Source organism: Actinotignum timonense, from assembly GCF_002860685.3.
GTDB classification, from domain to species: Bacteria; Actinomycetota; Actinomycetes; order Actinomycetales; family Actinomycetaceae; genus Actinotignum; species Actinotignum timonense.
Genome location: NZ_CP136960.1, coordinates 1,405,901 through 1,431,868, shown reverse-complemented (window position 1 = coordinate 1,431,868; position 25,968 = coordinate 1,405,901). Strand labels below are relative to the sequence as shown.

At 64.2% G+C, this 25,968-nt stretch carries 23 protein-coding genes; all 23 read right to left on the bottom strand.

Features of this window, described 5'->3' with window-relative positions; genetic code table 11:
* Positions 1-26 precede the first annotated feature (26 nt).
* On the bottom strand, positions 27-3,560 hold the full coding sequence (dnaE, locus tag CYJ17_RS05880) for a DNA polymerase III subunit alpha (protein ID WP_087070934.1): 3,534 nt from the start codon (positions 3,558-3,560) through the stop codon (positions 27-29).
* Between the two features lie 10 nt (positions 3,561-3,570).
* On the bottom strand, positions 3,571-4,161 hold the full coding sequence (locus CYJ17_RS05875) for a GNAT family N-acetyltransferase (RefSeq protein ID WP_087070935.1): 591 nt from the start codon (positions 4,159-4,161) through the stop codon (positions 3,571-3,573).
* Positions 4,158-5,078: an RluA family pseudouridine synthase gene (locus tag CYJ17_RS05870; protein ID WP_087070936.1), complete on the bottom strand. Its 921-nt coding sequence runs from the start codon at positions 5,076-5,078 to the stop codon at positions 4,158-4,160. Before CYJ17_RS05870 ends, CYJ17_RS05875 begins: the two co-directional genes overlap by 4 nt.
* Position 5,079: 1 nt before the next feature.
* On the bottom strand, positions 5,080-5,637 hold the full coding sequence (gene lspA / locus CYJ17_RS05865) for a signal peptidase II (RefSeq protein ID WP_087071203.1): 558 nt from the start codon (positions 5,635-5,637) through the stop codon (positions 5,080-5,082).
* A gap of 5 nt (positions 5,638-5,642) precedes the next feature.
* The gene (locus tag CYJ17_RS05860) at positions 5,643-6,224 is read right to left on the bottom strand and encodes a DivIVA domain-containing protein (RefSeq protein ID WP_016442554.1); all 582 of its coding nucleotides are present in this window, start codon (positions 6,222-6,224) and stop codon (positions 5,643-5,645) included.
* A 96-nt stretch (positions 6,225-6,320) separates the two neighbouring features.
* Positions 6,321-6,614 (bottom strand): YggT family protein, encoded by a 294-nt coding sequence (locus CYJ17_RS05855; protein ID WP_087070937.1) that lies wholly within the window; start codon positions 6,612-6,614, stop codon positions 6,321-6,323.
* Positions 6,614-7,021: a cell division protein SepF gene (locus CYJ17_RS05850; RefSeq protein ID WP_234984516.1), complete on the bottom strand. Its 408-nt coding sequence runs from the start codon at positions 7,019-7,021 to the stop codon at positions 6,614-6,616. Before CYJ17_RS05850 ends, CYJ17_RS05855 begins: the two co-directional genes overlap by 1 nt.
* Before the next feature lie 40 nt (positions 7,022-7,061).
* Positions 7,062-7,877 (bottom strand): polyphenol oxidase family protein, encoded by an 816-nt coding sequence (locus tag CYJ17_RS05845; protein WP_087070939.1) that lies wholly within the window; start codon positions 7,875-7,877, stop codon positions 7,062-7,064.
* A gap of 112 nt (positions 7,878-7,989) precedes the next feature.
* Positions 7,990-9,201 carry a cell division protein FtsZ gene (gene ftsZ / locus CYJ17_RS05840; RefSeq protein ID WP_101595102.1) on the bottom strand — a complete coding sequence of 404 codons (1,212 nt, stop codon included), beginning with the start codon at positions 9,199-9,201 and terminating at the stop codon, positions 7,990-7,992.
* A 256-nt stretch (positions 9,202-9,457) separates the two neighbouring features.
* A complete protein-coding gene (locus CYJ17_RS05835; RefSeq protein ID WP_087070941.1) occupies positions 9,458-10,348 on the bottom strand; it encodes a cell division protein FtsQ/DivIB in 891 nt (296 codons plus the stop codon).
* Entirely contained in the window at positions 10,345-11,700 is a 1,356-nt protein-coding gene (murC, locus tag CYJ17_RS05830; RefSeq protein WP_087070942.1) for a UDP-N-acetylmuramate--L-alanine ligase, read from the bottom strand. Before murC ends, CYJ17_RS05835 begins: the two co-directional genes overlap by 4 nt.
* On the bottom strand, positions 11,697-12,788 hold the full coding sequence (gene murG / locus CYJ17_RS05825) for an undecaprenyldiphospho-muramoylpentapeptide beta-N-acetylglucosaminyltransferase (protein WP_087070943.1): 1,092 nt from the start codon (positions 12,786-12,788) through the stop codon (positions 11,697-11,699). The genes murC and murG overlap by 4 nt, the downstream gene beginning before the upstream one ends.
* Entirely contained in the window at positions 12,785-14,023 is a 1,239-nt protein-coding gene (locus tag CYJ17_RS05820) for an FtsW/RodA/SpoVE family cell cycle protein (RefSeq protein WP_087070944.1), read from the bottom strand. The genes murG and CYJ17_RS05820 overlap by 4 nt, the downstream gene beginning before the upstream one ends.
* Positions 14,016-15,626: a UDP-N-acetylmuramoyl-L-alanine--D-glutamate ligase gene (gene murD / locus CYJ17_RS05815; RefSeq protein ID WP_087070945.1), complete on the bottom strand. Its 1,611-nt coding sequence runs from the start codon at positions 15,624-15,626 to the stop codon at positions 14,016-14,018. Before murD ends, CYJ17_RS05820 begins: the two co-directional genes overlap by 8 nt.
* Positions 15,623-16,708, bottom strand: coding sequence for a phospho-N-acetylmuramoyl-pentapeptide-transferase (gene mraY / locus CYJ17_RS05810; RefSeq protein ID WP_016442544.1), 1,086 nt, complete (start codon positions 16,706-16,708; stop codon positions 15,623-15,625). Before mraY ends, murD begins: the two co-directional genes overlap by 4 nt.
* Complete coding sequence (locus tag CYJ17_RS05805) at positions 16,708-18,186, bottom strand: UDP-N-acetylmuramoyl-tripeptide--D-alanyl-D-alanine ligase (RefSeq protein WP_087070946.1); 1,479 nt, start codon at positions 18,184-18,186, stop codon at positions 16,708-16,710. Before CYJ17_RS05805 ends, mraY begins: the two co-directional genes overlap by 1 nt.
* On the bottom strand, positions 18,183-19,841 hold the full coding sequence (locus CYJ17_RS05800; RefSeq protein ID WP_244899280.1) for a UDP-N-acetylmuramoyl-L-alanyl-D-glutamate--2,6-diaminopimelate ligase: 1,659 nt from the start codon (positions 19,839-19,841) through the stop codon (positions 18,183-18,185). Before CYJ17_RS05800 ends, CYJ17_RS05805 begins: the two co-directional genes overlap by 4 nt.
* Positions 19,841-21,694, bottom strand: a complete 1,854-nt coding sequence (locus CYJ17_RS05795; protein WP_101595105.1) for a peptidoglycan D,D-transpeptidase FtsI family protein — start codon at positions 21,692-21,694, stop codon at positions 19,841-19,843. The genes CYJ17_RS05800 and CYJ17_RS05795 overlap by 1 nt, the downstream gene beginning before the upstream one ends.
* 16 nt (positions 21,695-21,710) lie before the next feature.
* The gene (locus tag CYJ17_RS05790; RefSeq protein WP_087070947.1) at positions 21,711-22,100 is read right to left on the bottom strand and encodes a hypothetical protein; all 390 of its coding nucleotides are present in this window, start codon (positions 22,098-22,100) and stop codon (positions 21,711-21,713) included.
* A complete protein-coding gene (rsmH, locus tag CYJ17_RS05785; protein ID WP_087070948.1) occupies positions 22,097-23,083 on the bottom strand; it encodes a 16S rRNA (cytosine(1402)-N(4))-methyltransferase RsmH in 987 nt (328 codons plus the stop codon). Before rsmH ends, CYJ17_RS05790 begins: the two co-directional genes overlap by 4 nt.
* Before the next feature lie 112 nt (positions 23,084-23,195).
* Positions 23,196-23,627 carry a division/cell wall cluster transcriptional repressor MraZ gene (mraZ, locus tag CYJ17_RS05780; protein WP_087070949.1) on the bottom strand — a complete coding sequence of 144 codons (432 nt, stop codon included), beginning with the start codon at positions 23,625-23,627 and terminating at the stop codon, positions 23,196-23,198.
* A 381-nt stretch (positions 23,628-24,008) separates the two neighbouring features.
* Positions 24,009-24,416: a DUF3040 domain-containing protein gene (locus tag CYJ17_RS05775; RefSeq protein ID WP_087070950.1), complete on the bottom strand. Its 408-nt coding sequence runs from the start codon at positions 24,414-24,416 to the stop codon at positions 24,009-24,011.
* Positions 24,417-24,485: 69 nt separating this feature from the next.
* Positions 24,486-25,838, bottom strand: a complete 1,353-nt coding sequence (locus tag CYJ17_RS05770) for a DNA polymerase IV (RefSeq protein ID WP_234984518.1) — start codon at positions 25,836-25,838, stop codon at positions 24,486-24,488.
* Positions 25,839-25,968: the final 130 nt, after the last annotated feature.

Below are 25,968 nucleotides of genomic sequence, written 5' to 3'. Positions count from 1 at the left end.
CCCCGCCTCGCAACGCCGCCGCGCCGCTAGGACACCACGCAGTTGCGCCCGAGGAGCACCTTGAGATCGGAGAAGAAACGCGCCTCGGGTTTGACGTAAAATTCCTGACCCACCTGCACCACCGAGGTGCGCCCGGGGCGCTGGATATGGAGGCGCACCGGGGCACTACCCGGGTAGGTGCGCAGCAAATCGCTCAGCTGCCCGAGCAGATCGCGAGTGCAGATACGTTCAGCAAGCTGCACATCCACGGGCGAATCCGGGAGCAGGTCACCGCTGGGGATTTTCATATCCTGGGCGGAGAGCTGAATATTGCCATCGCGATCCGAGACGCGCGCCGTAATAATCGCTACCTGGTCCGGGGCGAGCAGCCCGGCCACGGTCTGGTAGGTGGCCGGGAAGAAGTTAATTTCCGTGCTGCCCGTCATATCTTCCAGGACGATCGTCGCCCACATCTTCCCGTTTTTCTTGGAGATGCGCGGTTGGACAGCTGTGACGAGTCCGGCTAATGTCACAGTCCGCCCGTCCGTTGCGGCGTCGTCGTCCAAAAGACGCACCACCGTGGTATCTGCCGCACGGTCCAGAATATGCTCCATGCCCGAAAGCGGGTGGTCGGATACATACAGGCCGAGCATATCGCGCTCGAGGTTGAGCTTTTCGCGTTTATCCCATTCGGGCAGCTCGGGGATATCGACTTCCACCCCGCCGGCGATTTCAGAACCGCCGAACAAATCGAATTGCCCTACCGCTTCATTTTTCTTTAGGGCGACGACGGCGTCTACCGCCTCGGCGACTTTGGAGAGCAAAGCGCGGCGGGTATAGCCCATCGAGTCGAAAGCCCCGGCACGCACGAGGCATTCCACGCTGCGCTTATTGAGGACCTCGAGGGGGACCTTATCGAGGAAGTCCTGGAAGGAGGTGAAAGCGCCCTTCTCTTCACGGGCGCTAATAATGCCGTCCACAACTTTCGCGCCCACGTTACGCACCGCGGACAGGCCAAAGCGGATCTCCTCCCCCACGGCGGAGAAATTCGCCAGGGATTCGTTCACGTCGGGCACGAGTACTTTGATGCCCATGCGGCGGGCTTCCCCGAGGTAGACCGCCATTTTGTCTTTATTGTCTTTGCGGGAGGTGAGGAGGGCCGCCATGTATTCCACCGGGTAGTGGGCTTTCAGGTAGGCCGTCCAGTAGGAAATCACGCCGTAGCAGGCCGAATGGGACTTATTGAACGCGTAGGACGCGAAGGGCTCCATGGTGCCCCACAGGGTTTTCACCGCGTCCTTGCTAAAGCCCTGGGCCACCATTCCGGCTTCGAAATCGACGTACATCTTATCCATGACGTCTTTTTTCTTCTTGCCCATGGCTTTGCGCAGCGAATCTGCCTGGCCCATGGTGAAGCCGGCCACCGTCCGGGCGATCTGCATGATCTGTTCCTGATAGACGATCAGGCCGTAGGTGGGGGCCAGAATCGGTTCGAGGATCTCCTCCAGCTCGGGGTGGATCGCCTCGATTTTCTGCAGCCCGTTCTTCCGCAGCGCGTAATTAGTGTGGGAATTCATCCCCATGGGGCCGGGGCGATAGAGCGCGGACACGGCGGAAATGTCCTCGAAGTTGGTGGGTTTCATCTGCTTGAGCAGGGTGCGCATTCCCGAACCGTCCAGCTGGAAAATACCGAGGGTATCGGCGTGCTGGAGCAACTCGAAGGTGCGCTCATCATCGAGGGGAACATTATCAATATCGAGGGGATCTTTATTATTCGCCACGATATTTTCCAGGGCGTCCTCAATGGTGGTGAGGTTGGAGAGCCCCAGGAAGTCCATTTTGAGGATGCCGAGGTCCTCGCATTCGGGGTATTCGAATTGGGTGATGACCGCGCCGTCGGCCGGGCGTTTCATCACCGGGATCACGTCCGTGAGGGGCACGGAGGACATGAGGATCGCGCAGGCGTGCACGCCCCACTGGCGGGTGAGGCCTTCGATGCCCTGGGCCAGGTCGAAAACACGTTTGGCATCCACATCGGTGGAAACCATATCGCGGAATTCCCCAGCTTCCATATAGCGGGAATTCTTCTCATCGAAAACGCCGGAAAGCGGGATGTCCTTGCCCATGACCGAGGGCGGGAGGGCCTTGGTGAGGCGTTCGCCCATTTCGAAGGGGTAGCCGAGCACCCGGGACGCATCCTTGAGGGCCTGCTTCGTTTTAATAGTGCCGAATGTGACCACCTGGGAGACTTTGTCATGCCCGTATTTATCTTCCACGTAGGCGATGACTTCCCCGCGGCGGCGTTCATCGAAGTCCACGTCAATATCGGGCATGGATACGCGTTCCGGGTTGAGGAAACGTTCGAAGAGGAGGCCGTGTTCGATGGGGTCAAGTTCGGTGATATGCAGCGCGTAGGCCACCATGGAGCCGGCCCCGGAGCCACGCCCCGGCCCCACCCGGATGCCGTTGCGTTTGGCCCACAGGATGTAATCGGAGACCACGAGGAAGTATCCGGGGAAGCCCATCTGAACAATGACTTCCACCTCGTAATTGGCACGCTGGCGCACGTGATCGGGAATATGCTCCCCGTAGCGCGAATGCAGGCCGCGTTCGACTTCCTTAATGAACCAGGAGGTGATGTCCTCTCCGTCGGGCACCGGGAAGACCGGCATGTAATTGGCGCCTTCGGCGGCGGTGGTGAAGGAGATATTGCAGCGTTCGGCCACCAGCAGGGTGTTTTCCATCGCCCCGGGCAGGTCCCCGAAGAGCTTGTACATTTCTTCGGTGGAGCGCAGGTGGTAGCCGTGCCCATCGAATTTGAAACGGTTGGGATCCTGGAGGGTGGAGCCGGAGTTAATGCAGAGCATGGCGTCCTGGACGGAATGATCCTCCGCGCGCACGTAATGCGAATCATTGGTGGCCAGCAGCGGCGCATTGATTTTCTTGGCGAGTTCGAGCAGGTCGTTGCGGGTGCGCCGCTCGATCTCATTATCGTGGTCCATGATTTCCACGAAGTAGTTCTCTTTGCCGAAGATTTCCTGCATGCGCCCGGCGGCCTCAAGGGCTTCGGCGTGCTGGCCCAGCCGCAACCGGGTTTGCACCTCCCCGGAGGGGCAGCCGGCGGTGCCGATAAGGCCTTCGTGGAGCTCCTCAAGGAGCTCCATATCCATACGGGGCCATTTGCCCATCTGGCCTTCCAGCGAGGCGCGCGAATCGAGCCGGAAGAGGTTATGCATCCCGGTGTTATTGGTGGCGAGCAAGGTCATATGGGTATAGGCCCCGCGCGCCGAGACGTCATCGCTGCGCTGTGATTCATCCCCCCACAGCACCCGGTTGCTCGAGTACCGCGAGGTCCCCGGGGTCATATAAGCTTCCACCCCGATAATCGGTTTGATGCCGGCGTCCTTGCAGGCCCGATAAAACTCATAGGCGCCGAAGCAGTAGCCGTGGTCGGTGATGGCCAGGGCGCTTTGCTTTTGAGCGACGGCCTGCGCCACCAGCGGCTTAATTTTCGCCGCCCCGTCCAGCAGGGAGTATTCGGTATGGGTGTGCAGGTGAACGAAATCTGAGGGAGCGGCCATGGGGCCTAGTCTATCCAGCACTCACTACCCGCGCCATTTCCCGGTGCCAGATGCGCGCGTCCAGGAAGGGTGCGCGGGCCGTGAGTTCGTAGCCGAGGGCCCGGTAGAAGCCGATTTTGTCCTCCTGGGCGTCGAGGACGATCCGCACCTGCCCGGCGTGTCCAAATTCGCGCAGCGCTACCTCGGCTGCGGCCTCGCACAGGAAGCGCCCCACGCCTAGCCCGCGGGCGGAACGGCGCACGCAGACGCGCCCCAGGTGTACGACGCCTTCGGTGGTTGCGTAGACCCGCGCAGCGCCTAATGCTTGACCAGCATTATTTTCGACGACGACGTGGTGGGCGCGTTCGTCGATATCGTCGAGTTCTTCTTCCAGCAGTACGCCCTGTTCCCCGCAGAAAACCTCAATACGGAGGGCGCGAGCCCGCTCCAGGTCTCCCTCGAGCCAACGCAGCTGGGTGGCGCCGCGTTGCGGCGCGGTGGTATCTGGCGCGGCAGGCGGCGGGACTGTGGGGCGCGGCGCGCCGTGCAGCGGTGCGCCGTATGACGGGGTGGTGGGGCGCGGCGCACCGTGCAGCGGTGCGCCGTCGTGCGCCGTCGTCATGAAAAAACTCCCGCGCGCATGCGCTCAAGAGCGGTGGCGAGGTCCTCCGGGTAGGGAGCCTCGAATTCGCGCCAGCTGCCGTCCGGGTGTTCGAAGCCGAGGCGGGTGGCGTGCAGCCACTGGCGGGTGAGCCCCAGGGTTTCGCTCAGGCCCGGGTCGGCCCCGTAGGTGGCGTCCCCCACGCAGGGGTGGCCGAGGGCGGACATATGCACCCGGATCTGGTGGGTACGCCCGGTCTCCAGGTGGACCTGGAGGAGGCTGCCGCCGGCCATGGCTTCGAGGGTGTCATAGTGGGTGATGGAGTGGCGCCCGTCCGCCCGCACCCCCATTTTCCACTGATGGCGCGGATCGCGCCCGATGGGGGCGTCCACGGTGCCGGAGAGCGGGTCGGGATGCCCCTGCACGAGGGCGTGATAGATCTTTTCGGGAACGCGGTTGCGGAACTCATCCTTGAGCAGCACATAGGCGCGTTCTGATTTCGCCACCACCATGCACCCTGAGGTGCCCACGTCTAGGCGGTGCACAATACCCTTGCGTTCGGCCGGTCCGTAGGCAGAGAGCTGCACCCCGGCGTTCATGAGGGCGCCCAACACGTCCGGGCCGGTGAAATTGAGGGACGGATGGGCCGCCAGGCCGGCCGGTTTATCCACCACCACCAGATCGGCATCTTCGTAGAGGATGGGGATGGTGACATCTCCCCCGCGCGGGGCAACGGTGCGCGGGGTAGGAATATTGATTTCCAGGATGCTCGGCGCGCGCAGCCGAAGGGATTTCGCTACCGGGTTGCCGTCCAGAAGAACATCCCCGGCATCGATAAGGCGTTGCACTTCCGCGCGCGAGAGGCCGGTCAGGCGTGCGATCGCCGCGTCGATACGAGCTTCGTTAAATTCTTCCGTGACCGGGTAGGTCCGCCACATGCTACTCGCCTCGCTCCGGCTTTCTGGGTGCGGGCATGGAGGCTGATGCGGATACAGAGCCAGAGTCCGCGCTGGCTCGAGCTGCGCCGTCGTTCATAAAGAACGCGACAGCGATCATGATCACGGCCCCGGCCACCAGCGCAATATCGGCCACGTTTCCCACGAACCAGTCGAAGTATGCGATGAAATCGACCACGTGCCCGGCGAAACCACCCGGCTCGAAGAAGATCCGGTCGATGAGGTTGCCGGCCGCGCCGCCCCACATGAGGGCCAGGCCCACGCCGATCCAGCGGTGGCGTACCCGTGCCGCGAGGACGGGGAAAACCGCGAGCACCACGACAAGCGCGATGGCGGTAATGACGCGGGTGGAATTTGCCCCCAGTGAGAATGCTGCACCCGGGTTGAAGACCAGGTGCAGCCCGAGGGCATCCCCCACAATGGCGATGCGCTCCGTTTGGCTGAGGTTAGCGATGGCCCACTGCTTCGTGAGTTGGTCGATGGCCACCACGGCCAGCGCCCCCACGAGGATGAGGAACCACGAGGTGCTTCGCCTCACCATACGCACTAGTTACGAGCTTCGGGTTCCTGCGCGCCAGAATCGACGTTGGCGAGCAGCGTCTCCAGGTAGCTGTGCAGGCGCGTGCGGTAATCACGCTCGAAGTCACGCAGCTCGGAGATCTTGCGCTCCACCAGGCCGCGTTCCTGCTCCAGCTGGGCCAGGGTGCGGTTGGACTGAGCTTCGGCATCCTCGATGATCTTGGCACTGCGGGTTTCCGCATCCTGGATCTTCTGAGCCTTCTCGGTTTCACCGCGGGCCACGAGTTCTTCGTAGGTCTGCTGCGCCATCTGAAGCACGGCGGCGGCCTGTTCCCCAACGGTGCCGGTGGGCTGAGCGAAGGACGCGGTGGTTGTGGCCTGGTCCGGCGCTGCGGGTTCTTCACCCGAACCGTTCTGGAGTTCGGTCACGCGCGCTTCGGCGACGGTGGCGCGATTCTCCGCTTCCTGGAGCTGCTTCGACAAATCGACGATGGTTTCGTAGATCGCGTCAAGGAATTCATCGACCTGTACCTCGTCGTAACCGGTCTCCGCGGTTTCCGGGCGCTTAAAGCGGACATCCATGACATCCTGTGCCGTGAGCATTGCCATTTCTCACCTCAAGTAGTGTAACGAAACTGTGTTAAGAGCACGTGGCTGTGTTATGAGCACACGGCTCTCGGATAAAGCCTACCTCATCTGGGCGAACTACGAGACAAAGATACGTAAAATTATCCCATTGAGGATTTGAAGCACGATAAAAACAACGATGAAACCGATGTCAATCGCGATGCCTCCCAGCCGCAGGGGCGGGATGATTTTGCGCACCAGATTGAGAATCGGGTCCGTAAGTGCGTAGACGATATTAACGATAACGAGAAGGGCGCCACTGGGGCGCCAATCACGCGCCGCAATGGTCACCAGATCAATAATCACCCGCGCGAGCAGCACCAGAAGATAGATGCTGATGAGGGTGGAAAGAATGATTCCAAATACTGCCATTAGAACGAATCACGCGACTCCGGGCGCTGGTTTTCCATGCGGACGGTGCGCGGGGTCATGAGCAGCACGTCCGCGGAAATCTTATTGAGATCCCCGTGTAGCCCGAAGCAGATCCCGGTGGCGAAATCGACAATGCGATTGCGTGCAACGTCGTCGGCTTCCGCCAGGTTGATAATGACGGGCAGGCCGTCGCGGAATTGTTCGGCGAAGCCCCGCACCTCGGTGAAGGAACGCGGCTTAGCGGTGATGATGCGGGCGATATCTACCGGCTGCTCCACAGCGTGAATTTCGCTGACGGGGCTTTCCGCTTCGGCCTCGTAATCATCTTCGTAGTAATCGGCATCGTCCTGGTAATCCAGGTACTCGTCGTCGTTAAGCGTTGCCTTGGAGACAAAACGCTGGAGCATTCCCATAGCAGCCAACCCTTCTCGCTGTTCTCGTTTTACGTTAGGCGACGCGCCCGGCCTTGTCAGCACGGCGCGCCGCGGGGGTATCGCAGTCCACCGCGAGCACGCCGGCGAAGCGGCCGGTGCGCGATGCACGTCGGTAAGAATAAAAATCTGGATCTTCGCGGGTGCACCGAGGACTGACGTGGATCTCAGACACACCGACGGCGCGCAGCTGGGCGGTGAGCCCGGCCGCAATATCGAGGGAGGGCGTGCCCCAGGCGGTGCGCCCGGCAGCCTCGGGGATGCGCGCCGCGACGCTGGCACGGAGCTCCTCGGGCACTTCGTAGCAACGCCCGCAGATGGACGGACCAAGGTAGGCGATGAGGTGCTCCGGCCCGAGAGCGCGCGCCGCGGCCGGCCCGATACCGGCCTCCAAACCGCGCCGGCCCACGTGGACGGCGGCCCCGGCGGGGCGATCCTGCGCCACCAGGAGCAGCGGGAGACAATCGGCCACCATGACCACCGCGGCAGCACCCCTCGGTACCGGTGCGGTGCCCGAGCTAAGCGGGATGTCAATGAGGAGGCCGTCGGTGCCGGGGGCCACGAAGGTGCCGGCGGAAGTCAGAACGCCGGCATCTTCAAGGTGGTCCCCGTGCACCTGGTCCATATAGACGGGGCGCTGCCCGATCTGCTCTGCGAGCAGAGCTCGGTTGTGCTCCACGGTGGCGGGGTCATCCCCGACGTGGTGGGCCACATTGAGGCCCGCAAAAGGAGCGCGGGATACCCCACCGGCGCGGGATGTGAATCCCGCCCGGATGCGGCCACCGGGCACGGAGATATCCGCCACCCACTCCACCAGCGCGCTACGAGTCATTGATGCCTGAGTTTCCTATGCCCTATGTTTCCCTGAGTTTTCGAGCTTTTCTGGGGTTTCCCGCGGTTTCCCGCGGTTTCCCGCGGTTTCCCGCAGTTTTCCGCAGTTTCCCTTAGTTTTCCTCGAAGAGGAAGGAGGGGATATCCAGATCGGAGCGCTGGGGTTCTTCCACCCGCGGCGGGATGGCGCGGTGAGTTCCCGGGCGCTGCGCAGCCGGCTGCGCTTCGGGCTGGGCCGGCGTATAGGCGGGGCTGGCCACCGGGTGGGCCGGGCTCGCCACGGCTTCGACTTCCGGTTCGGGTTCCACCGGGGCGAGGTCCTCAATAGGCTCCACGGCATCGTGCCCGGCGGGCACGCCATCCATCTGCAAAAGGTGGTCACGTGCCTCATCGAAGCCCGCGGCAATCACCGTTACGCGCACCTCGTCGCCAAGGGATTCATCGATAATCTGGCCAACGATAATATTCGCGTTCGGATCCACCGCTTCCTTGACCATCTTGGAGGCGGAGGCAAGCTCCTTCATACCAAAGTCCGCACCGGCCAGGAAGGAAATAAGTACGCCGTGTGCACCGTCGATGGAGGCTTCCAGCAACGGGGAGGAAATGGCGCTCTCGGTAGCGCGCACCGCCCGATCTTCCCCGGAGGCCGAACCAATACCCATGAGGGCGGTGCCCGCGTCCTTCATAATGGCCTTGACGTCCGCGAAGTCGAGGTTAACCAGACCTGGAATGGTAATAAGATCCGAAATTCCCTTGACGCCCGAGCGCAGCACCTCATCGGCGAGGTGGTAGGCCTCAATAATGGTGAGATCTTCCTCGGCGATCTCCAGCAGGCGATCATTGGGGATAACAATGAGGGTATCCACCGCTTGGCGCAGTTCCGCGATACCCATGGAGGCGTTATTGGCACGCTGGGCACCTTCAAATTCAAAGGGACGGGTCACGACGCCGACAGTCAGCGCTCCCAAATCCCGAGCCACCTTGGCAACCACGGGGGCGGCACCGGTGCCGGTCCCTCCGCCTTCACCAGCAGTGACGAACACCATATCCGCGCCTTCGAGGGCGCTTTGGATAACTTCCACGTTTTCTTCCGCGGCGCGCTTACCCACCGAAGGATCCGCACCCGCTCCCAGGCCCTTAGAAACCTCGCGACCAATATCGAGTTTGGTTTCCGCTTCGGATTTCACCAGGGACTGCCCGTCGGTGTTAACGGCAATAAATTCCACACCGGCAAGTCCGTCTTGAATCATGCGGTCAACAGCGTTGACACCGCCCCCGCCGACCCCGATGACTTTGATATTGGCGGCGTTATTGACTACGGCCATGAGTTTTCCTCCCGAACCTCAAGTAAAACTTGAGGTTTTTCGTTCCTGACTTCGCGGAAAAGATAGTAGGTGAATGACAACGGTGCAATTCTCCGCGCTGGTGTGTTGCGAAGTGGTTTGCTCTGCTGGGTCGAAATCGGGTGGAACGATACTGCAGTGGGGCACTACGGTGCGGGAATAGCCTGGAACGGTGCGCGATTCGTATGGAACGGTGCGATGGCGCCGTGGAACGGTGCGGTAGCCGAGTGGTTCAGGATTAATGAACGACGACGGCGGTGGGCTCTGACACGTCGTACACCTGGCCAGGAACGCTAATCACGGTGGCCAGTGCTGCCGCTTTCAGATCGGAGCGCTGAGCATCCCCCCAGATCACTTTCTGCCCGGAGTTGAGATCGAGTCCGACCCGCCCGCTATCGCTCACCGATACCCCGGCTACCTGAGCCCGCACATCATCCTTGAGGCTGGCCAGCACATCAAGGGCGATGCGGATACCAGGGCCGTCACTACCATCCTCGGAGCGAGTGGCCGGCCCGGGACTCAGGCTCACACGCGGGAGGCTGGCTTCCACCTCGGGGAGAACCGGGAAGCTCACGCCGTCCCGATCCATGGCGGAACATGCTCCTTTGCCCACCAGGCAGGCCACCGGTTCACGCACGGTGAGGGTGACCTCGAGTCCGTGGAGGTAGCTGCGGCGCAGCTGCGCTTCTTTAATGGGTGGGAATTGGGCGCTCAGGTCAGTGGCGAGCGCTTCGGTATCCAGGCGTGGGAGCGGGATTCCCGAGCGTTCGGCGAGGGCGGCGGTGACGTCTTCCGCCGTCACCGCCGCGTTCGCGGGGATACCCGAGACGGTAATATCGCTGGCCCGCAAGGCCAGCAGCGGGCTAAAGAAAATCACCCAGGCCAGGGCGGCAAGCGCGGCGAGTACCGCACCAACCACCCCGAGGCGCCGCCAGCGTACCCGGCGTTTCTCGGAAGCTTTTTCCTCGAGGCGCTCGTCCAGGGATACCGTGGTGGTACTCCCTAGGTCGGCTAGCGGGGCGTCGCCGTCGTCGTACACCACCGGGGCGGTGGCGGCGGTGGGAACGTAAGTGATCTCCGTGTGCGGATTAATATCGCGCGCGGAGCGGCGTCGGGATGGTTCTTTCACCGCGCCGTCCCCTCCCCCAGTGCCGCCAGGATTTCGGAGCCTAGTGCGGTCACGTCGCCAGCCCCCATGGTGAGGAGCAGATCCCCCGGCTTCGCGCTCGCTGCGAGCGCCCGCGCGGCCTCGTGTTTATCGGCAATAAAATGCCCGGCGCCTCCCATGCGGGAAGTGATCATATCGCCCTCGATGCCGTCGAAAGGCGTTTCGCGGGCCCCGTACACGGCGGTAACAATGGCGGTATCGGCCAGTTCGAGAGCGGTGGCGAAACGATCCGCGAAATTGCGGGTGCGTGAATACAGGTGCGGTTGGAAGAGAACTCGTACGCTGCCCTGCCCGGCCTCAGCGCGGGCAGCGCGTAAGGTGGCTTCCACTTCGGTGGGATGGTGGGCGTAGTCATCAAAGAGGCGCACTCCCCCAGCCTCGCCGCGCAGCTCAAAACGCCGCCCCGTTCCGGTAAAAGCCGCCAGCCCGCGGGCCATATCCGCCAGGCTCACGCCCAGCTCTATACCGGCGGCGGCCGCTCCGGCCGCGTTGAGTTCGTTATGGGATCCGGGAACCTGGAGGGAGAGCGGCGCGCAGCTTTCCCCGCACCGTAACGCCCCGTCCTCGAGGGCCACGTGAGCTTCCACGCCGGGGAGCGCGGCGCCACGCCCGTAGCTGACCACCCGGATACCTTCGCTTACCGCTTGAGCACCCAGGCGGGCCGCACCGGCGTCGTCGCCGCAAACAATGAGGAGCCCACCGGGGACGATGCAACGCGCGAATTCCGCGAAGGCCTCTTCGAAAGCTTCCCGGCTGCCGTAATGGTCGAGGTGATCGGGTTCGACGTTGGTGACCAAGGCGATACGGGGCCGGTAGTTGAGGAAGGAAGCATCGGATTCGTCGGCTTCGGCAACGAGGACCTTCCCGGTGCCCAGGTGCCCTCCAGAACCGTGCCCGCGCACGCTCCCGCCAATCGCCCAGGACGGTGCCTGACCGGCTTCCTCCAGTGCCACCGCCAGCATCGCCGACGTAGTGGTTTTCCCGTGCGCGCCGGCCACCGCCACAAAATCGCGATCCCCGCTCGCGAGGGCGAGGGCTTGGGAGCGGTGGATGACGCAGGCACCGAGCTGGCGGGCCCGCGCGAGCTCGGGGTTATCTTCCCGGATGGCGGAAGAGACCGCCACGAGAGTGTCGGCGCTAAGGCGCTCCGGTTCCGTTCCGATCCACAGGGTGATGCCGGAATCCGCCAGGCGCTCCGTGGTGGCCGAGGCGCGGGCATCGGAGCCGGTCACGGTCCAGCCTTCAGCGTGGAGCAGATCGGCGATCACACTCATGCCTGCCCCGCCGATGCCGATGAGATGGATATGGGTCACCTGAGAACCTCCTCGATAAGATCGGCGAGCCGGGCTGCGCCGTCGGCCGGGCAGATGGCGCGCGAGGCCTGGGCCATGCGGGTGCGGGTGGATGCATCAGTGACGATGTCCAGCACGGTGCTCACCGAATCGGCAGTGAACTGGGCATTGGGAATGAGCAGCGCCCCGCCGGCAGCTACGACATCCGCGGCGTTGCGCGCCTGTTCCCCGTTACCGATGGGGAGCGGAACGAAGACGGCGGGGATACCCAAGGCGGAAACTTCCGCGACGGTGCCGGCCCCGGCGCGGCACACCACGGTATCGGCCACCGCGTAGGCGAGTTCCATTTCTTCCAGGTATTCGAGCACGTGGTAGCTGGGGATGGTGGCGGCGGTGCGCTGAGCCACGGCCGCTTTACCCCGCCCGGTGAGGTGGAGTATCTGCACGCCGGCGGCGGCGCAGCGGGATGCAGCGGCGGTCATCACGTCATTGAGGTGGGCGGCGCCCAGGGAACCCCCGGTGACCACGAGGGTGGGTAACCCCGGATCCAGGCCGAGGCGCGCCGCGGCGGCGGTGCGTGCTTGCGCCCTATCGGCACTGGCCAGGGCTGCGATGGCGGGGCGTAGCGGCAGGCCGACGGTGCGGGTGATACCGCGCGTGGCACGCAGCGGTGTGGAGGGGAAGGTGAGGGCGACGGCGGCCGCGCCCCGTGCCCCGAGTTTGTTGGCCAGGCCCGGTAGCGCGTTTTGTTCGTGCACCACTACCGGGATGCCGACCCGGCGCGCCGCGGCGTAGACGGGAGTGGAGGCGAAACCTCCGAAACCAACAGCCAGCTCAGCTCCGGCCGCGGCGAGGATACGGCGGGCTTGGCGCACCGCTCGCGGGAAAGCCACGGGGAAACGTAGTGCGTCCTTATCGGGACGGCGCGGGAACGGTGCGCGTTCCACGGTGGCGAAATCGAAGCCGCTGGCGGGAACGAGGTCCTTTTCCATACCGGTAGCGGTGCCGACCACGAGGATACGGTGCCCACGCCCGGCGAGTTCGTGGGCGGTGGCCAGTAGCGGATTGACGTGCCCGGCGGTTCCCCCGCCGGCGAGCACTAGTGTCACGAAGTCCTCCTGATAACTGCGCGCACCCGGCCCGCGAGTGAGCTGGAGCGCCGGAATGATTCTTTCACGCCCGGAACCGCCAGAGCTGCCGCCACGCAAACTCCCACCGCCATGAGGCAGGAGATCACGGAGGAGCCGCCCTGGCTCATAAAGGGCAGCGGCACTCCGAAAACGGGCAGCAGGCCGGTAACAACGAACATATTTGCCACAGCCTGTCCGCATAGCCACAGGGTGGCTCCCCCGGCCACGAAACGGCCGAAACGGTGCGGGTGGTACATGCAAATAGTGAGAAGGGCGTAGCCGATGGTGCCGAGCAGCACGATGACGACGGCACATCCGAAGAAACCGAGTTCTTCTCCCACCACCGCGAAGATGAAGTCGGTATGTGCTTCGGCGAGGTTCCCGGGCCATTTTTCAATTCCGGTGCCCAGGCCGGAGCCGCCCGGCCCCCCGGAGCCGAAAGCCCAGAGCGCGTAATCAGCCTGAGAGGGTGTTTGCCCGGTGGGAAGCGTGAAGAGATTTTGGAAGAAGTCTTGGATACGGGTGATGCGCGACCGGCTGGAAAAAATAAGCACGACGACGAGGAAGAAGCCCAGCGCCCCGCTGATAAGGAAATAGCGCCCCGGGAAGCCGGCCATCCAGAACATTCCCACGCCGATGAGGAGGAAGATGAGGGCTGTTCCCATATCGCCACCCACGAGCACCGCACCGATGGACGCGCCGGTGATGCCAATGGGGCCGCTCCAATCGGAGAGCTGGAAGTGAGCCCCTTGCACCATGCGCCCGAGCACCGCGGCCAGGGCCACCACCATGGCGAGTTTGAGGAATTCGGAGGGCTGGAGCCGGATGGGGCCGAAGGCAATCCAGTTGCGGTTACCGGCAACGGAGGCACCCAGCGGGGTGAGCACGAGGAGCTGCAAAAGGATCCCGAAGCCGAGGGCCAGGCCCCACAAGCGCTGGAAAACAGCGAGGGGAATACGCGCGCAGATCACCGCCAAAACGGTGCCGATGGCGGCGTAGGCCATCTGGAGGTAAGCGGAGCGGAACAGGTTGGGGCCGTCTTCGTATTCGGCGCGTACCGCCCCGGGGGTGATGGCGGAAAACACCATGAGGAGCCCGAGGAGAGTGAGAATCGCGGTGGCCACCACGAGGAGGAGGATGGAACGGTGCATGACGTTGCGTACGCGTTCCTCCGGGACGCTCGGTGCCTGCGGCTTCTCAGTTCGCTCACGCATGACGCGCCTCCGTGGCGCTATCCGCTGCACCGTTATCCTGCACCGTCTCCTCCGTCGGGGCACCGTCCCCCGCCGAAGTGCTGCCCGTTGCCGGGGCACCGTCCCCCGTTACAGCACTGCCTTCCGACGGTGCGGGCAGGGCGCGCACCGCGGCGGCGAAACGATCACCGCGATCCGCGTAGGAGGTGAATTGGTCCATGGAGGCACTGGCGGGAGCCAGCATGACGGTATCCCCCGTCTGTGCGTAGCGCGAGGCAGCCAGCACCGCGCGCGCCATAGGTTCGGAGGCCGCCGGATCGATATACGTGACGGGGAGGTTAGCGCCGTCCAGGGCCGCGTGCCAAGGTTCTTGATTCACGCCAATAACAACGACGGCGCGCAGCCTGTCCCGCACCTGTGCCACGAGGGATTCAAAGCGGGCACCCTTGGGTTGCCCACCCACAATCCACACGCAGGTACCCTCCGCCAGCGCGGAGACGGAGGCGAGGGCGGCGTGGGCATTGGTGGCTTTGGAATCGTCCACGTAGCGCACCCCGGCGCGTTCGCTCACCGTCTCAATGCGGTGGTGGCCCGGGCGCATATGCTGGAGCCCGGCGCGCACCACCTCCGCGGGAATATCAATGGCCCGGGTGAGGGCCACGGCGGCCAGGGCGTCCCAGATGAGGTGGCGCGGCAGCGCCGCAGTGGTGGGAGCCAGCTGGGCGACGTCGTTCAACGAAGCGATCTCCACGGCGCTAGTCCACCGTTGCTTTCCGTAGGCACGGTCCACAATAAGGCCATCCACGATACCGATCTGCCCGACGGCGGGAATACCGGTGGTGATGCCAATGGCGCGCGCACCTTCGCGCACGTCCGCGCTATCGACCATGCTCTGGACGGTACTATCGCCCACCGGGTAGACCGCGGCGGTGCGCACATGTTCGTAAATACGGGCTTTCGCGGCGGCGTAGGCGGCGCGGTTGCCGTGCCATTCGAGGTGGTCGTCGGCGATATTGAGGCAGATACTGGCGGCCGGCTCCATGGTGTGGGTGGTGCGCAGCTGGAAGGAAGAAAGCTCCAGTGCGAAGGCACGCGGGGCATCCGGGCCGGTGGCGCTCACGGCGGTGACGGCGGGATTGCCGACGTTCCCAATGGGTTCGGCCCCAAGGTGCGCGGCGCGCAAAATATGGGCCGCCATAGTTACCGTGGTGGTTTTGCCATTGGTACCGGTGACGGCGAGCCACGGGGCGGCGTGCCCCGCACCGTCGTGGGTGCGCAGGCGCCAGGCTAGTTCAATTTCGGACCACAATTCGATGCCGTGGTCGGCAGCCGTAGTAAAAAGCGGGCCGATTTCGGGTATGGCGGGGGCGGGGATAATGACGTCGGGCCGCCACGCCAGCACTTTGCGCGCCAGTTCGGCCGGGGTCGGGTCGCTCCCGCCGGTATCCACGGGGAGCGCGGTGACCGCCCCGAGCTTAGTAATATCGGCGTCCCATACGCTCACACGCGCCTCGGTGAGCTCGGTCAGTGCCCGCGCGCAGGCCCGCCCTGATTTCCCTAAACCGACGACGGCGATACGGCGCCCTGCCAATTCCGCCGCGCCCGGATGTTGCCACTCACTCATCTTTGCATCAACCACTCAGCGTAAAAAATACCCAGGGCGATAAAGCCGCACAGGGCTTGGATCACCCAGAAGCGCACCACAACCGTGACTTCGTTCCACCCTTTGAGTTCGAAATGGTGGTGGATGGGTGCCATGCGGAATACCCGTTTTCGTGTCATTTTGAAGACGCCCACTTGGACTACGTCGGAGATGACTTCTAGCAGGTAGAGCCCACCAATGAGCACGGCGAGGAATTCGGTGTGGGTGTAGATGGACATTCCCGCGAAGACGCCGCCCAGGGCGAGGGAGCCGGTATCCCCCATGAAGATTTGGGCCGGCGAAGTGTTCCACCAGAGGAATCCGATAAGCGCTCCGACGAGGGCCACCGCGATGATATTGAGATCGCGCGGGTCGCGGATGGGGTAGCACCCGGGGGCGGCGTCCACGAGCCCGTAGCAGGGGTGGTTGCTTTGCCACATGGTGATGAGGGTGTAGACCCCGAAAGCGATGATGGAGGCACCGGTGGATAGGCCGTCCAGGCCATCGGTGAGATTGACGGCATTGGACCAGGCGGTGATAAGGAAATTCGCCCAGATAATGAAGAGGATAATGCCGACGGCGGTACCGGCGAAGGCGAGACTCAGGCCGGTATCGCGCACGTGGGAAATGCGCATGGATGCCGGGGTTCGGTTGTTTTCATCCGCGAACATCAGGGAAAGCACCGCGAAGGCGACGCCGACAATCCCCAGGCCCGCGATTTTCGCCCAGGGGGTGAGCCCCAGGCTTTGTTTGCGGGAAATTTTGGTGAAATCATCGGCGAAGCCTACGCCCGCCATGCCGATCATGAGACCGAGGAGGAGAATTCCGGACATTCCCGGGCTGCGCCCCGCTCCGATATTGCCCACCAGGTAACCGATAACAACCGCTGCCACGATAGCCAGGCCCCCCATAGTAGGGGTGCCGCGCTTGACGAGATGCGAGGTGGGGCCGTCCTGGCGGATAAATTGGCCAAATTGTTTACGCACGAGGAAACGGATGAGAAGCGGGGTCCCGAATAGGGTGACAAGAAGCGAGACCGCAAAAGCGATAATAAGCGCGAGCACTATTCCCCCTTGAGGCGCGTGGCGATATGCCACACGCCCGAACCGTGCGAACCTTTGATGAGGAGTGCCCCATCCTCATTGAGCATATCGGAGAGCTCAGCCTCGGCTTCCTCCCACGCGCCGACCGCGCGGGCGGTGATACCGGCGTCACGGGCTGCCTCCGCGAGCGCCGCCACCTGGGGGCCAACCGCGATGAGGAGGCTCACCCCGGCGGCTTCCAGGGCCGGGAGGAGAGCGAGGTGTTCTTCCCGCGAGGCAGCTCCGAGTTCGAGCATATCGCCGAGAATTGCGGCTTTGAGCCCGCTCCCGAGCTGTCCGAGCGCGGCAATGCCGGCGCGCATGGAATCCGGGTTGGCATTGTAGGAGTCGTCGATGATGAGGGTGGAGCCGCGGCGGAATACATCCATACGGTGGGCGCTGGCGGGCCCGCTGGATAGCCCCGCCACGATGGCGGGCAGGCTGACCCCGGCGGCGGCCGCGGCGGTGGCCGCCGCGAGCGCGTTCATGACCTGGTGTTCTCCCACGAGTCCGAGGTTGATCTTTGAGGTGCACGGGGCGGACGGCGCAGACAGTTCCGACGGTGCGGACGGCGCAGGCAACGTGTACGGCGCGGATGGCGCGGGGCTAGCTGCGCCGTCGTTCATATGGAGCGTGAAACTGGCCCGACCGTCGCTTCCGAGGGTGATGTCGCTTGCCGTCACGTCCGCCGGATGCACGCGCCCGAAGGTGCGTACCCGGCCGCTCGCGACCTGCCCGGCCATGGCCGCCACTCGCGGATCATCGGCGTTGAGGATGGCGATGCCGTCCTCGCGCAGGCCTTCCACGAGTTCTGCCTTGGCGCGCGCCACGTTCTCAATGCCGCCAAATTCGCCCAGGTGCGCGCGGGCCACCACCAGCACCACGGCGATATCCGGGGGCGCGATAGAGGTGAGGTAGGCGAGGTTGCCAATATGGTCGGCGCCCATTTCCGCCACCAGGGTGGCGGTGTTCGCGCCCACACGGAGCACCGTGAGTGGTAAGCCGATTTCGTTATTGAGCGATCCGGGTGGGGCAACCACATCCCCCCGTTCCCGGCATATGGCGGCGAGAAGATCCTTGGTGGTGGTTTTCCCAACGCTGCCGGTCACCGCGATAACCCGCAAGTCGGGGTTGACGTGGCGGGCCAGCTCAAGGTTGTGCCGGGCCAGGCGTCCGAGCGCAGCGGGAATATCATCGACCACGATAATGCGTTCAGCTTCGGCACCGCCGGCACGGGCGGCCTGGCCATCTTCGGTGAGAATAAGGCTGGCCCCTGCCGCGCGCGCCTGGCCGCTCAGGGTATTCGCGTCCACGCGCGCGCCTTTCACGGCGGCAAAAAGCGCGCCGGGCGTGATGGCGCGGGTATCGATAACCGCCGCGGTGACCTCGGTATCGCACAACGGTGCGAGCGCGGTCCCGCCGACGGCGGCGATAACCTCCGCGGAGGACATGGAAATCATTGCGTGTCTTTCTCTTCTTGCGTGTTTTTGTCGAGGACGATCCGGTTAGTACGGTCAGAACAATCGCCCCGGTCAGCGCGGTCAGTCCAGCCAGCACTGTCGGCACGGCTACCCCGGCCAACGGAGCTAGCGCGCTCAGCGAGCGCCGCCCGCGCTACCTCGCGGTCGTCCAGCGGAATGTTACGCCCCCCGGCCACCGGTTGATAAGTTTCGTGCCCGCGCCCGGCCAGCAGCACGGTATCCTGCGGTGCCGCCTCCCGGATGGCAGTGCGCATGGCGGTGGCGCGATCAGCGATGTCCACGATGCGGGCGGGGCTGTGCGCGCTGCGGGCCCCGTCCAGGAGTGCGGCGCGGATCGGTGCGGGATCTTCTTCGTGCGGATCGTCGTCCGTGATGTAAACGACGTCGGCCAGTTCGGCGACCGCCCGGCCCATCTCGGGGCGCTTGTCCACATCGCGCTCCCCGGCGCTTCCGGTCACCACGATGAGCTGACCGCTGGTGGTGGGGCGCAGAGCATTGATCGCCAGGCGCAGCGCCGCGGTATTATGCGCAAAATCAACGACGACGCGCGGCGCGCTACCCACCACTTCCATACGACCGGGGACTTGCGGTGTGAGCCCGGCGCCTACTACGGCGCCAACCGCACCGCGGTCCGCCCCGCTTTCCAGCACCATGGCCACGGCGAGCGCGGTATTGGCGATATTGAAATCTCCGGGCAGGCCGGTGCGCACCGTCATCTCCCAGCCGTCGCTATGGGCCAGGGTGAAGGAGGTGACGGGGCCGCGCTCGATATCGCGCACCTGGTACCCACTCCTCCCCCCAAGCTGAGAGAACACGGCGAGGGCCACGGTGGGCACCTCGGTTTCCCCAGCCAGGCGCCTACCCCACTCATCATCAACGGTAATAACCGCCCGCCGTGAGCACTCCGGGGTGAAAAGGCTGCGCTTGGCCTGGTAGTAGTTCTCCATGGTGCGGTGGTAATCGAGGTGGTCCCGGGTGAGATTAGTAAATCCAGCCACGCTGAAGACCACGGGGCTGGTACGGTGCTGCGCCAGCGCGTGGGAGGAGACTTCCATGGATACATCCGTCCCGCCCCGTTCCACCAGGAGGGCGAGCAGTGCTTGCAGATCCGCGGGCATGGGCGTGGTCAAATGCGCCGGGGCGCACAGGTCCGCAATTTTTGTTTCCACGGTTCCCACCAGCCCGGTGGTACGATCCAGCGCGGTAAGCAGGCCGTCCAGGAGGTACGTCGTCGTCGTTTTTCCATTGGTGCCGGTCACCGCGAAACTGCGCAAGCATTCGGCCGGTTCCCCGTAGACTCGGGCCGCAATGGCACCCAGGTGCGCGGCCGGGTCCTCCACCACGAGGAGCGGAAGCTCCACCCCGGCCTGCGCGATCAGAGCAGCCCCGGCGGCGTCGGTGAGGATGGCGCGTGCGCCCCGTTGCGCCGCCTGGGGGGCAAAGCGCGCTCCGTGAGCGTGGGCGCCGGGCAGCGCGGCGAAAAGCGCCCCCTCATGCACCGCGCGCGAATCGGCGGTCACGGAAGTCACGGTGGTCTGCGGGGCCTCGCAACCGGCACCATCCACCTCGGGGAGCTCGGAAAGCTCGCGCAGCGCCACCGGACGCACCTGCGGAAGAGGGAATTCGTCACTCACTAGTTGCCTACCTCCGATGAGAACCACGGATATTTGAAGAGGGGGACGGTGCTGGGCGGGACGCCCAGGTGCCGCATCGCGAAGGGCGCGAAGTTCGCGAAAACGGGCACCGCCGTATCCCCACCGTACCCGGCCCCGGCCCCGCCGTAGACCGCTATCGCCACCGCGATCTGCGGATCTTCGGCCGGGATGGCCGCAATAAAGGTACCTACGCGGCGGGTGAGGTTTCCGTTGGCGTCCGGAACCTGGGCGGTGCCGGTTTTGCCGGCCACGTTGTAGCCGGGGACTTTCCCGCGCCATCCGGTGGATTGGTTATTGGTAACCGCCTGCATCATATTCATCATGGTGCGCGAGGATTCCTCGCTCATGACACGGTGGCTTTCCCCGGGAACGGTGGGAGTGGTGCGCCCGCTGGCGTCGGTGGTGGAGTCCACAACATGGAGCGGGATATAGACTCCCCCGTTGGCGATGGTGGCCCCGATCTGCGCGAGTTGCACGGTAGTGGCCGCCCAGCCCTGCCCGAACATAGTGGTGTAGCGGTCACGCTGGCCCCACTGCTCCGGCGGGCGCAGAATGCCGCTCGATTCGGCCGGTAATTCTATCCCCGTGGGGCTTCCCAGCCCGTAGCTGCGCATATAGTCATAGCGCACGTTATCGTCCACGGTGTCACCGATCTGGACGAGCCCGGTGTTATAGGACTGGGCGAGAATCCCCGCCACCGTCATCCCCTGGGTGGGATGTGGGTCGTTATCGGAAATGCTTTCACCATTAGGCATGGTGATGGTGTCCGGCACCGTGAACTGGGTGAGCGGGGTGACGGTGCCGGTATCGATAGCCGCCGTGAAGGTGGGGAGCTTACCGGAGGAGCCCGGCTCGACCGGCGCCTGCACGGCGCGCGAACCCCAGGAATCCGGATTCGCTTCCTGGAGACGCGAAGGATCGGGGGCGTGGGAATCGGCCAGGGCAAGCACCCGCCCCGTCCCCACTTCGATAACAACGGCGGCGCCCCAATCCGCGGCATTGGCATCCACCGAAGCATCGAGAGACTCCATGAGGGCGTTTTGCAGATCACGGTCAATGGTGAGTTTCACGCTCGCACCATTGACCGGATCCACGCGTTCGGTTTTCCCATTCGGTACGACGGCGCCGCCTCCGGCGGTTTGCACCGTCAGGCGCCCATCGGTGCCAGAAAGCGCGTCATTGAAGGTGCGCTCAATCCCCGCCTGGCCGGTGGGCACCGGATTATCCGCGGTTTCCCCCACATAACCGAGCACATTTCCGGCCACCGAACCGTTGGGGTACTCGCGTTTCATGAACTGCTCGGGTTCGATTCCCGGAATTCCCAGCGCGTTGATTTCCCGCCATTTTTCGGGGGAAATATCCCGGGCGATGTATACAAAGGTGGATTTCTTCTCACCACCCAGGAGGGTGCCTCCCAGTTCCGCCCGATCTACGCCGAGCAGGGGCGCGAGTACTTTCGCTGCTTCCGCTGCCCCGGTGCCCTCCACGATGAGCTGGTCATTGGCATCCAGGACGTAGTCCCCGTTCTCATCGGTTTGGTAGTGCCGATAGGAGCCGATGAGATTCTGGTTGACGCCCACGTTATAGCGCTCCACGGAGGTGGCGAGAACCGCCCCGTTGGCGTCCACAATATCGCCCCGTTTGGCCTGCAGGGTGTAGGTACGGGTGCGGAAAGCATCCGCCGAGGCAGCCAGGGCATCGGCGCGAATAAATTGCAGGTCTATGAGCCGTACCCCGAGGATCCCCAGCGCGAAGAAGAAGATAATCGCCATGGTGCGCACGCGCCGTACGTGCGGCTGCGCGGCCTTCCAGCGGCGAGCTAGTTCCTTCATGCGCTTGTCCTTCGTGTCACTCCCCCGGAATCGGAGCAAGAATTGTAGCGGACCCCAGGTCCATGTGCTGAACGTCCGTGGCGGGGACGAGGCCGAGGGCCTGCGCGCGTTCCTTGAGGCCTTGCGGAGTGGATGCCCCCACCACTTCATCCGTGAGGGTGGACTCCACCGATTGCGCGACCGCCAGCTCCTGCTTGACGGAGCGGATTTCGTACGCCGTGCTTACCATACGCGTATTAAGCGCGAAAACTGTGGCAAACGCGCCGAAGAAGAGCGCTAGGCAGATGATCACGGTGCCGAGGAAGCCACGGTGTGCCGCAGGAGTGGGGATAAGCGTCAGCTCGGGACGCCCCGAGATGACGGGACGGGTACGCGGCGCTGCAACAACGTGGGGCTGTGCGCTCATAGCTGACCTCCGGGGCGAATTTTCTCGGCCGCGCGTAAGCGAACGGAGGCGGAACGAGAATTGCGGGTGATTTCTTCTTCATCGGCTTGAATAGCTCCTCGGGTGAGGAGTTCCAGCCAGGGTTTATGTTCTTCAAGTTCAACGGGCAAGCCCCTGGGGGCTCGGGAGGTGGCGCCGGCGGCGAAGGCCCGTTTCACCAAGCGGTCCTCGAGGGACTGGTACGCTTCGACGACGATGCGCCCACCCACCCGCAACGTGGCGAGGGCTGCCGGCAGGGCCCGTTCGAGCGTTCCGAGTTCGTCATTCACCGCGATACGCAGAGCCTGGAAGGTGCGCTTGGCGGGATTCCCACCGGTGCGCCGCGCCGGGGCGGGAATCGAGGAGCGCACGATCTCCACCAGTTCTCCGGTACGAGTGAACGGGGCACTGGCGCGCCGTTCCACAATCGCGGTGGCGATACGGTGGGCGAATTTTTCCTCCCCGTACTCGCGCAGAATCCGAGTGAGCTCCCGCACCGATGCGCTCGCGAGGATATCCGCGGCGGTGCGCCCGACCTGGGCGTTCATACGCATATCGAGCGGGGCATCATGGGCGTAGGAGAACCCGCGCTCGGTTTCGTCCAATTGCAGGGAGGACACTCCCAAATCCATAAGGATTCCATCCACGGGGCGATTACCCGCTGCCGTGGCCACGCCGTCATACGTGGTTTGGACGGGGCGGAACCGCTTACCGAAACGGGCCAGGCGCTCCCCCGCCAAGGCGATGGCGGCCGGGTCGCGGTCGATTCCGATAACGGTGAGGTTCTCGAAACGCTCGAGGAAGGCTTCGGTGTGCCCGCCCATCCCGAGGGTGCAGTCAATGAGGACGGGAGCGGGAACCTGGAAGGCGGGAGCGAGGAGCTCGATGCAGGTGTCCACGAGCACCGGGGCATGCAGCGCGTTCCCAGCGGCGCGCGGTGCGCCCGGGGTGCGTGCTCTCTCCATCCTGTGCCCTTCTCATTGCGGCGCCCGCGATAGTGATCCCCCGCGAGCGATCTGAAGCTGGGGAAGTGCCTCAGAGCTCTCGCGAAAGACCGCCACCGCGATCACGCGATTCCTAGAAGAGGCCGGGAATGACCTCTTCCTCCCTATCGGCAAAAGCCGATTCTTGATCCTCCAGGTAGGCCGCCCACGCGGCGCTATCCCAGATTTCGACCCGGTTGCCCGTGCCGATAACCGCGAGGTTGCGATCCAGACTCGCGTAGCTGCGCAGCATTGCCGGGATGGTGATCCGCCCCTGCTTATCAGGGATGTCATCCACGGCGCCGGAGAGCAGCACGCGGGTGTACGACCGCGCCTCTTTGGACGTCAAGGGGGCTTTAGCCAGGGTTTGCTGCAATTCCACAAAATCCGCGAGCGGGAAAACGTAGATGCAGTGTTCCTGACCGCGCGTCATCACCAGTCCGCCCTGGAGCTGGTCACGAAATTTGGCGGGCAGGATGATTCGGCCTTTGTCGTCCAATTTGGGCTCATACGTGCCGAGGAACATCTACCGCACCCCCTCTCGTGGCGCTTGCCTCCACTTTACTCCACTTTCCTCCACCAGTTTGCCACGGCGGGGGTATGTCGCGCTAGTGATTCCTAGAAAAGCGCGCCAGAACACGGAAAAACGAGTGGAGCGCTGGTGGAGTGTGGTGGGGTGATCAGTGGTGAGTAATCCGTGGTGTAGGGCGCAGGAACAGTGGCGCCTGGAGTGCGTGGGGCGGTTGGCTCGCTTCGTGGAGCACCGTGGATGGCCCGGCGCGCCCCTGCCCGGCGGCGCCGTCGTACCTAAAAAGAAAAAGAAAAACGGTGAGAGGATCGCTATCCTCTCACCGTTATGGGTGCTGAGTTTGAGTTACCGGCCGGCTAGGCCGAAACCACAGAGATTCTAGTGCTCGCCGCGGCGGCGCTTTTCCCAGATTTCTTGCTGGCGCCGCATAAAGGACGATACGCCGCCCGGCCCGGACGACGTTGGCGCCCCGCCACCTCCGGCAGGCACCGCTACTTTCTCTGTGTGCACGCCCGCGAGCGCGTACCACACCGAGGCGAACATAATAATGACGCCGAGCAAACCGAGCCACCACATCTTCGGTGCGGAAATTCCGCCGATAAGAATGGCGATGCCCGCGACCAGCCCGAGAATCCCCAGTACGAGATTGCGCACGGACAGTTGCCGACTGATGGCTTCCACTTCCGGCGCAGCGGGCTTCATATTACGTGCGAAGCTGGGATCCTCGTTGGTGAGCTGCGCTTCCAGCTCCGCGAGCATCTTCTTCTCGTAGTCCGATAGGGCCACTGTGCCTCCTTGTTAATGTACTGCTGCCAGTCTACCGTGCGCGGCGCGCCAGCGTCACGATATGTTGTGTCACGATACACCGGTCTCGCGCACCGTGCGTCCGCCTGGAGCGGAGCTTCCCGGCGCCGCGCCGTCACGCTCCGTGCCGGTCCGTTCAGCCCCGCCGTTGTGCCCCGTTCCCGCACGTTCAGCCCCGCCGCCGCGCACCGTTCCCGGGGACTGCAAGAGACTTGCCGGGCCGAGCGCCCCGGCCCCGAAGCGCGAGCGCACTGCATCCATGGCGCTCTCAGCTTCCCCGCGGCGCGGATCGTCATCGAAAGCGAGCTGCTGGTAGCCGCCTTGCTCGCTCAGGTTCTCCACGCGCAAGCCCAGGAGCCGCAAGCCGGCGGCGGTCATCTCCACCCCGTCCAGAAGCTCGCGAGCGCGTTCGTAGATCTCGGCGGCAACCTGAGTGGCTTGTGGCAGTGTTGCCGAGCGGGTGATGGTGGTGAAATCCGGGAAGCGCACCTTAATGGCGACGGTGCGCCCCACCAGGCCTTTTGCACGCAGCCGGGCGGCGGTGTCATGCGCCTGGAAAAGCAGAATACGATGCAATTCCTCCCGGTCAGCCAGGGGGTCGAAAAAGGTTTCTTCGCGTCCGATGGATTTTTCCTCGCGGCTCGGGGTGACGGGGCGCGGGTCGACGCCGCTGGCCAGCTGGAAGAGGTGATCCCCGGCAACGGTGCCGAGGAGGCGGCGGAGCTGGTCCGGGCCGGCAGCTGCGACGTCGCCTACCGTTTCGATCCCGTGTAAACGCAACCGTTCTTCGGTGCGCCCGCCCACGCCCCAAAGCGCTCCGGCGGGTAAGTCGTGCAAAAATTCGAGGGTGGCCGCGGCGGGAATGAGGAGAAGCCCATCCGGTTTGGCGTGCGCGGAGGCAATTTTGGCTACGTGTTTGGTGGCGGCGATCCCCACGGAGGCCGGCACCCCAACCTCGGCGCGGATGCGGGCACGCAGCTGCTGGCCGATATGCACAGGTGAGCCGAAAAGCCGGCGCGCTCCCCCGACGTCCAGAAAAGCTTCGTCCACGGAAAGCTGCTCCACCAGCGGGGTGACCTCCCGCAAAATCGCCATGATTTTTTCCGAAACAACCCGGTAAAGCCCCAGGCGCGGGGTGAGCATAATGAGATTCGGGCAGCGCCGCCGCGCCTGCCCCACCGGCATCGCGGAATTCACCCCGAAGGCACGCGCCTCGTAGGACGCCGCCGCCACGACGCCCCGTTCCTGGCCACCCACCGCGACGGGGCGCCCGCGCAGCTCCGGGTGATCGAGAAGCTCTACTGATACGAAAAAGGCATCCATATCAATATGGAGGATGGGTGTTCCCGAATCGTCATCGCCCCAGGAATGGCGGGCGGCGCGTGATCGCGGTGCGCGTGACATGAGCCCTCCGTTCCCTCTCGCTCCATTTCCTCGGGTGCGGTGTCCGCGCGCCCGGGGTCGTTCACCCGGTTTCCGTGCGCCCAGTTTCTCTTCGCTCCGCTACGCTCGCGCACTCTCGCGCGCGGTTTCG

What these genes read in the sequence shown, in the direction of transcription:
- dnaE (WP_087070934.1), bottom strand. Translation starts at nt 3,560, where the DNA reads ATGGCCGCTCCCTCAGATTTCGTTCACCTGCACACCCATACCGAATAC.
- CYJ17_RS05875 (WP_087070935.1), bottom strand. Translation starts at nt 4,161, where the DNA reads ATGACGACGGCGCACGACGGCGCACCGCTGCACGGTGCGCCGCGCCCC.
- CYJ17_RS05870 (WP_087070936.1), bottom strand. Translation starts at nt 5,078, where the DNA reads ATGTGGCGGACCTACCCGGTCACGGAAGAATTTAACGAAGCTCGTATC.
- lspA (WP_087071203.1), bottom strand. Translation starts at nt 5,637, where the DNA reads ATGGTGAGGCGAAGCACCTCGTGGTTCCTCATCCTCGTGGGGGCGCTG.
- CYJ17_RS05860 (WP_016442554.1), bottom strand. Translation starts at nt 6,224, where the DNA reads ATGGCAATGCTCACGGCACAGGATGTCATGGATGTCCGCTTTAAGCGC.
- CYJ17_RS05855 (WP_087070937.1), bottom strand. Translation starts at nt 6,614, where the DNA reads ATGGCAGTATTTGGAATCATTCTTTCCACCCTCATCAGCATCTATCTT.
- CYJ17_RS05850 (WP_234984516.1), bottom strand. Translation starts at nt 7,021, where the DNA reads ATGCTCCAGCGTTTTGTCTCCAAGGCAACGCTTAACGACGACGAGTAC.
- CYJ17_RS05845 (WP_087070939.1), bottom strand. Translation starts at nt 7,877, where the DNA reads ATGACTCGTAGCGCGCTGGTGGAGTGGGTGGCGGATATCTCCGTGCCC.
- ftsZ (WP_101595102.1), bottom strand. Translation starts at nt 9,201, where the DNA reads ATGGCCGTAGTCAATAACGCCGCCAATATCAAAGTCATCGGGGTCGGC.
- CYJ17_RS05820 (WP_087070944.1), bottom strand. Translation starts at nt 14,023, where the DNA reads ATGCGTGAGCGAACTGAGAAGCCGCAGGCACCGAGCGTCCCGGAGGAA.
- murD (WP_087070945.1), bottom strand. Translation starts at nt 15,626, where the DNA reads ATGAGTGAGTGGCAACATCCGGGCGCGGCGGAATTGGCAGGGCGCCGT.
- CYJ17_RS05805 (WP_087070946.1), bottom strand. Translation starts at nt 18,186, where the DNA reads ATGATTTCCATGTCCTCCGCGGAGGTTATCGCCGCCGTCGGCGGGACC.
- CYJ17_RS05795 (WP_101595105.1), bottom strand. Translation starts at nt 21,694, where the DNA reads ATGAAGGAACTAGCTCGCCGCTGGAAGGCCGCGCAGCCGCACGTACGG.
- CYJ17_RS05790 (WP_087070947.1), bottom strand. Translation starts at nt 22,100, where the DNA reads ATGAGCGCACAGCCCCACGTTGTTGCAGCGCCGCGTACCCGTCCCGTC.
- rsmH (WP_087070948.1), bottom strand. Translation starts at nt 23,083, where the DNA reads ATGGAGAGAGCACGCACCCCGGGCGCACCGCGCGCCGCTGGGAACGCG.
- mraZ (WP_087070949.1), bottom strand. Translation starts at nt 23,627, where the DNA reads ATGTTCCTCGGCACGTATGAGCCCAAATTGGACGACAAAGGCCGAATC.
- CYJ17_RS05770 (WP_234984518.1), bottom strand. Translation starts at nt 25,838, where the DNA reads ATGTCACGCGCACCGCGATCACGCGCCGCCCGCCATTCCTGGGGCGAT.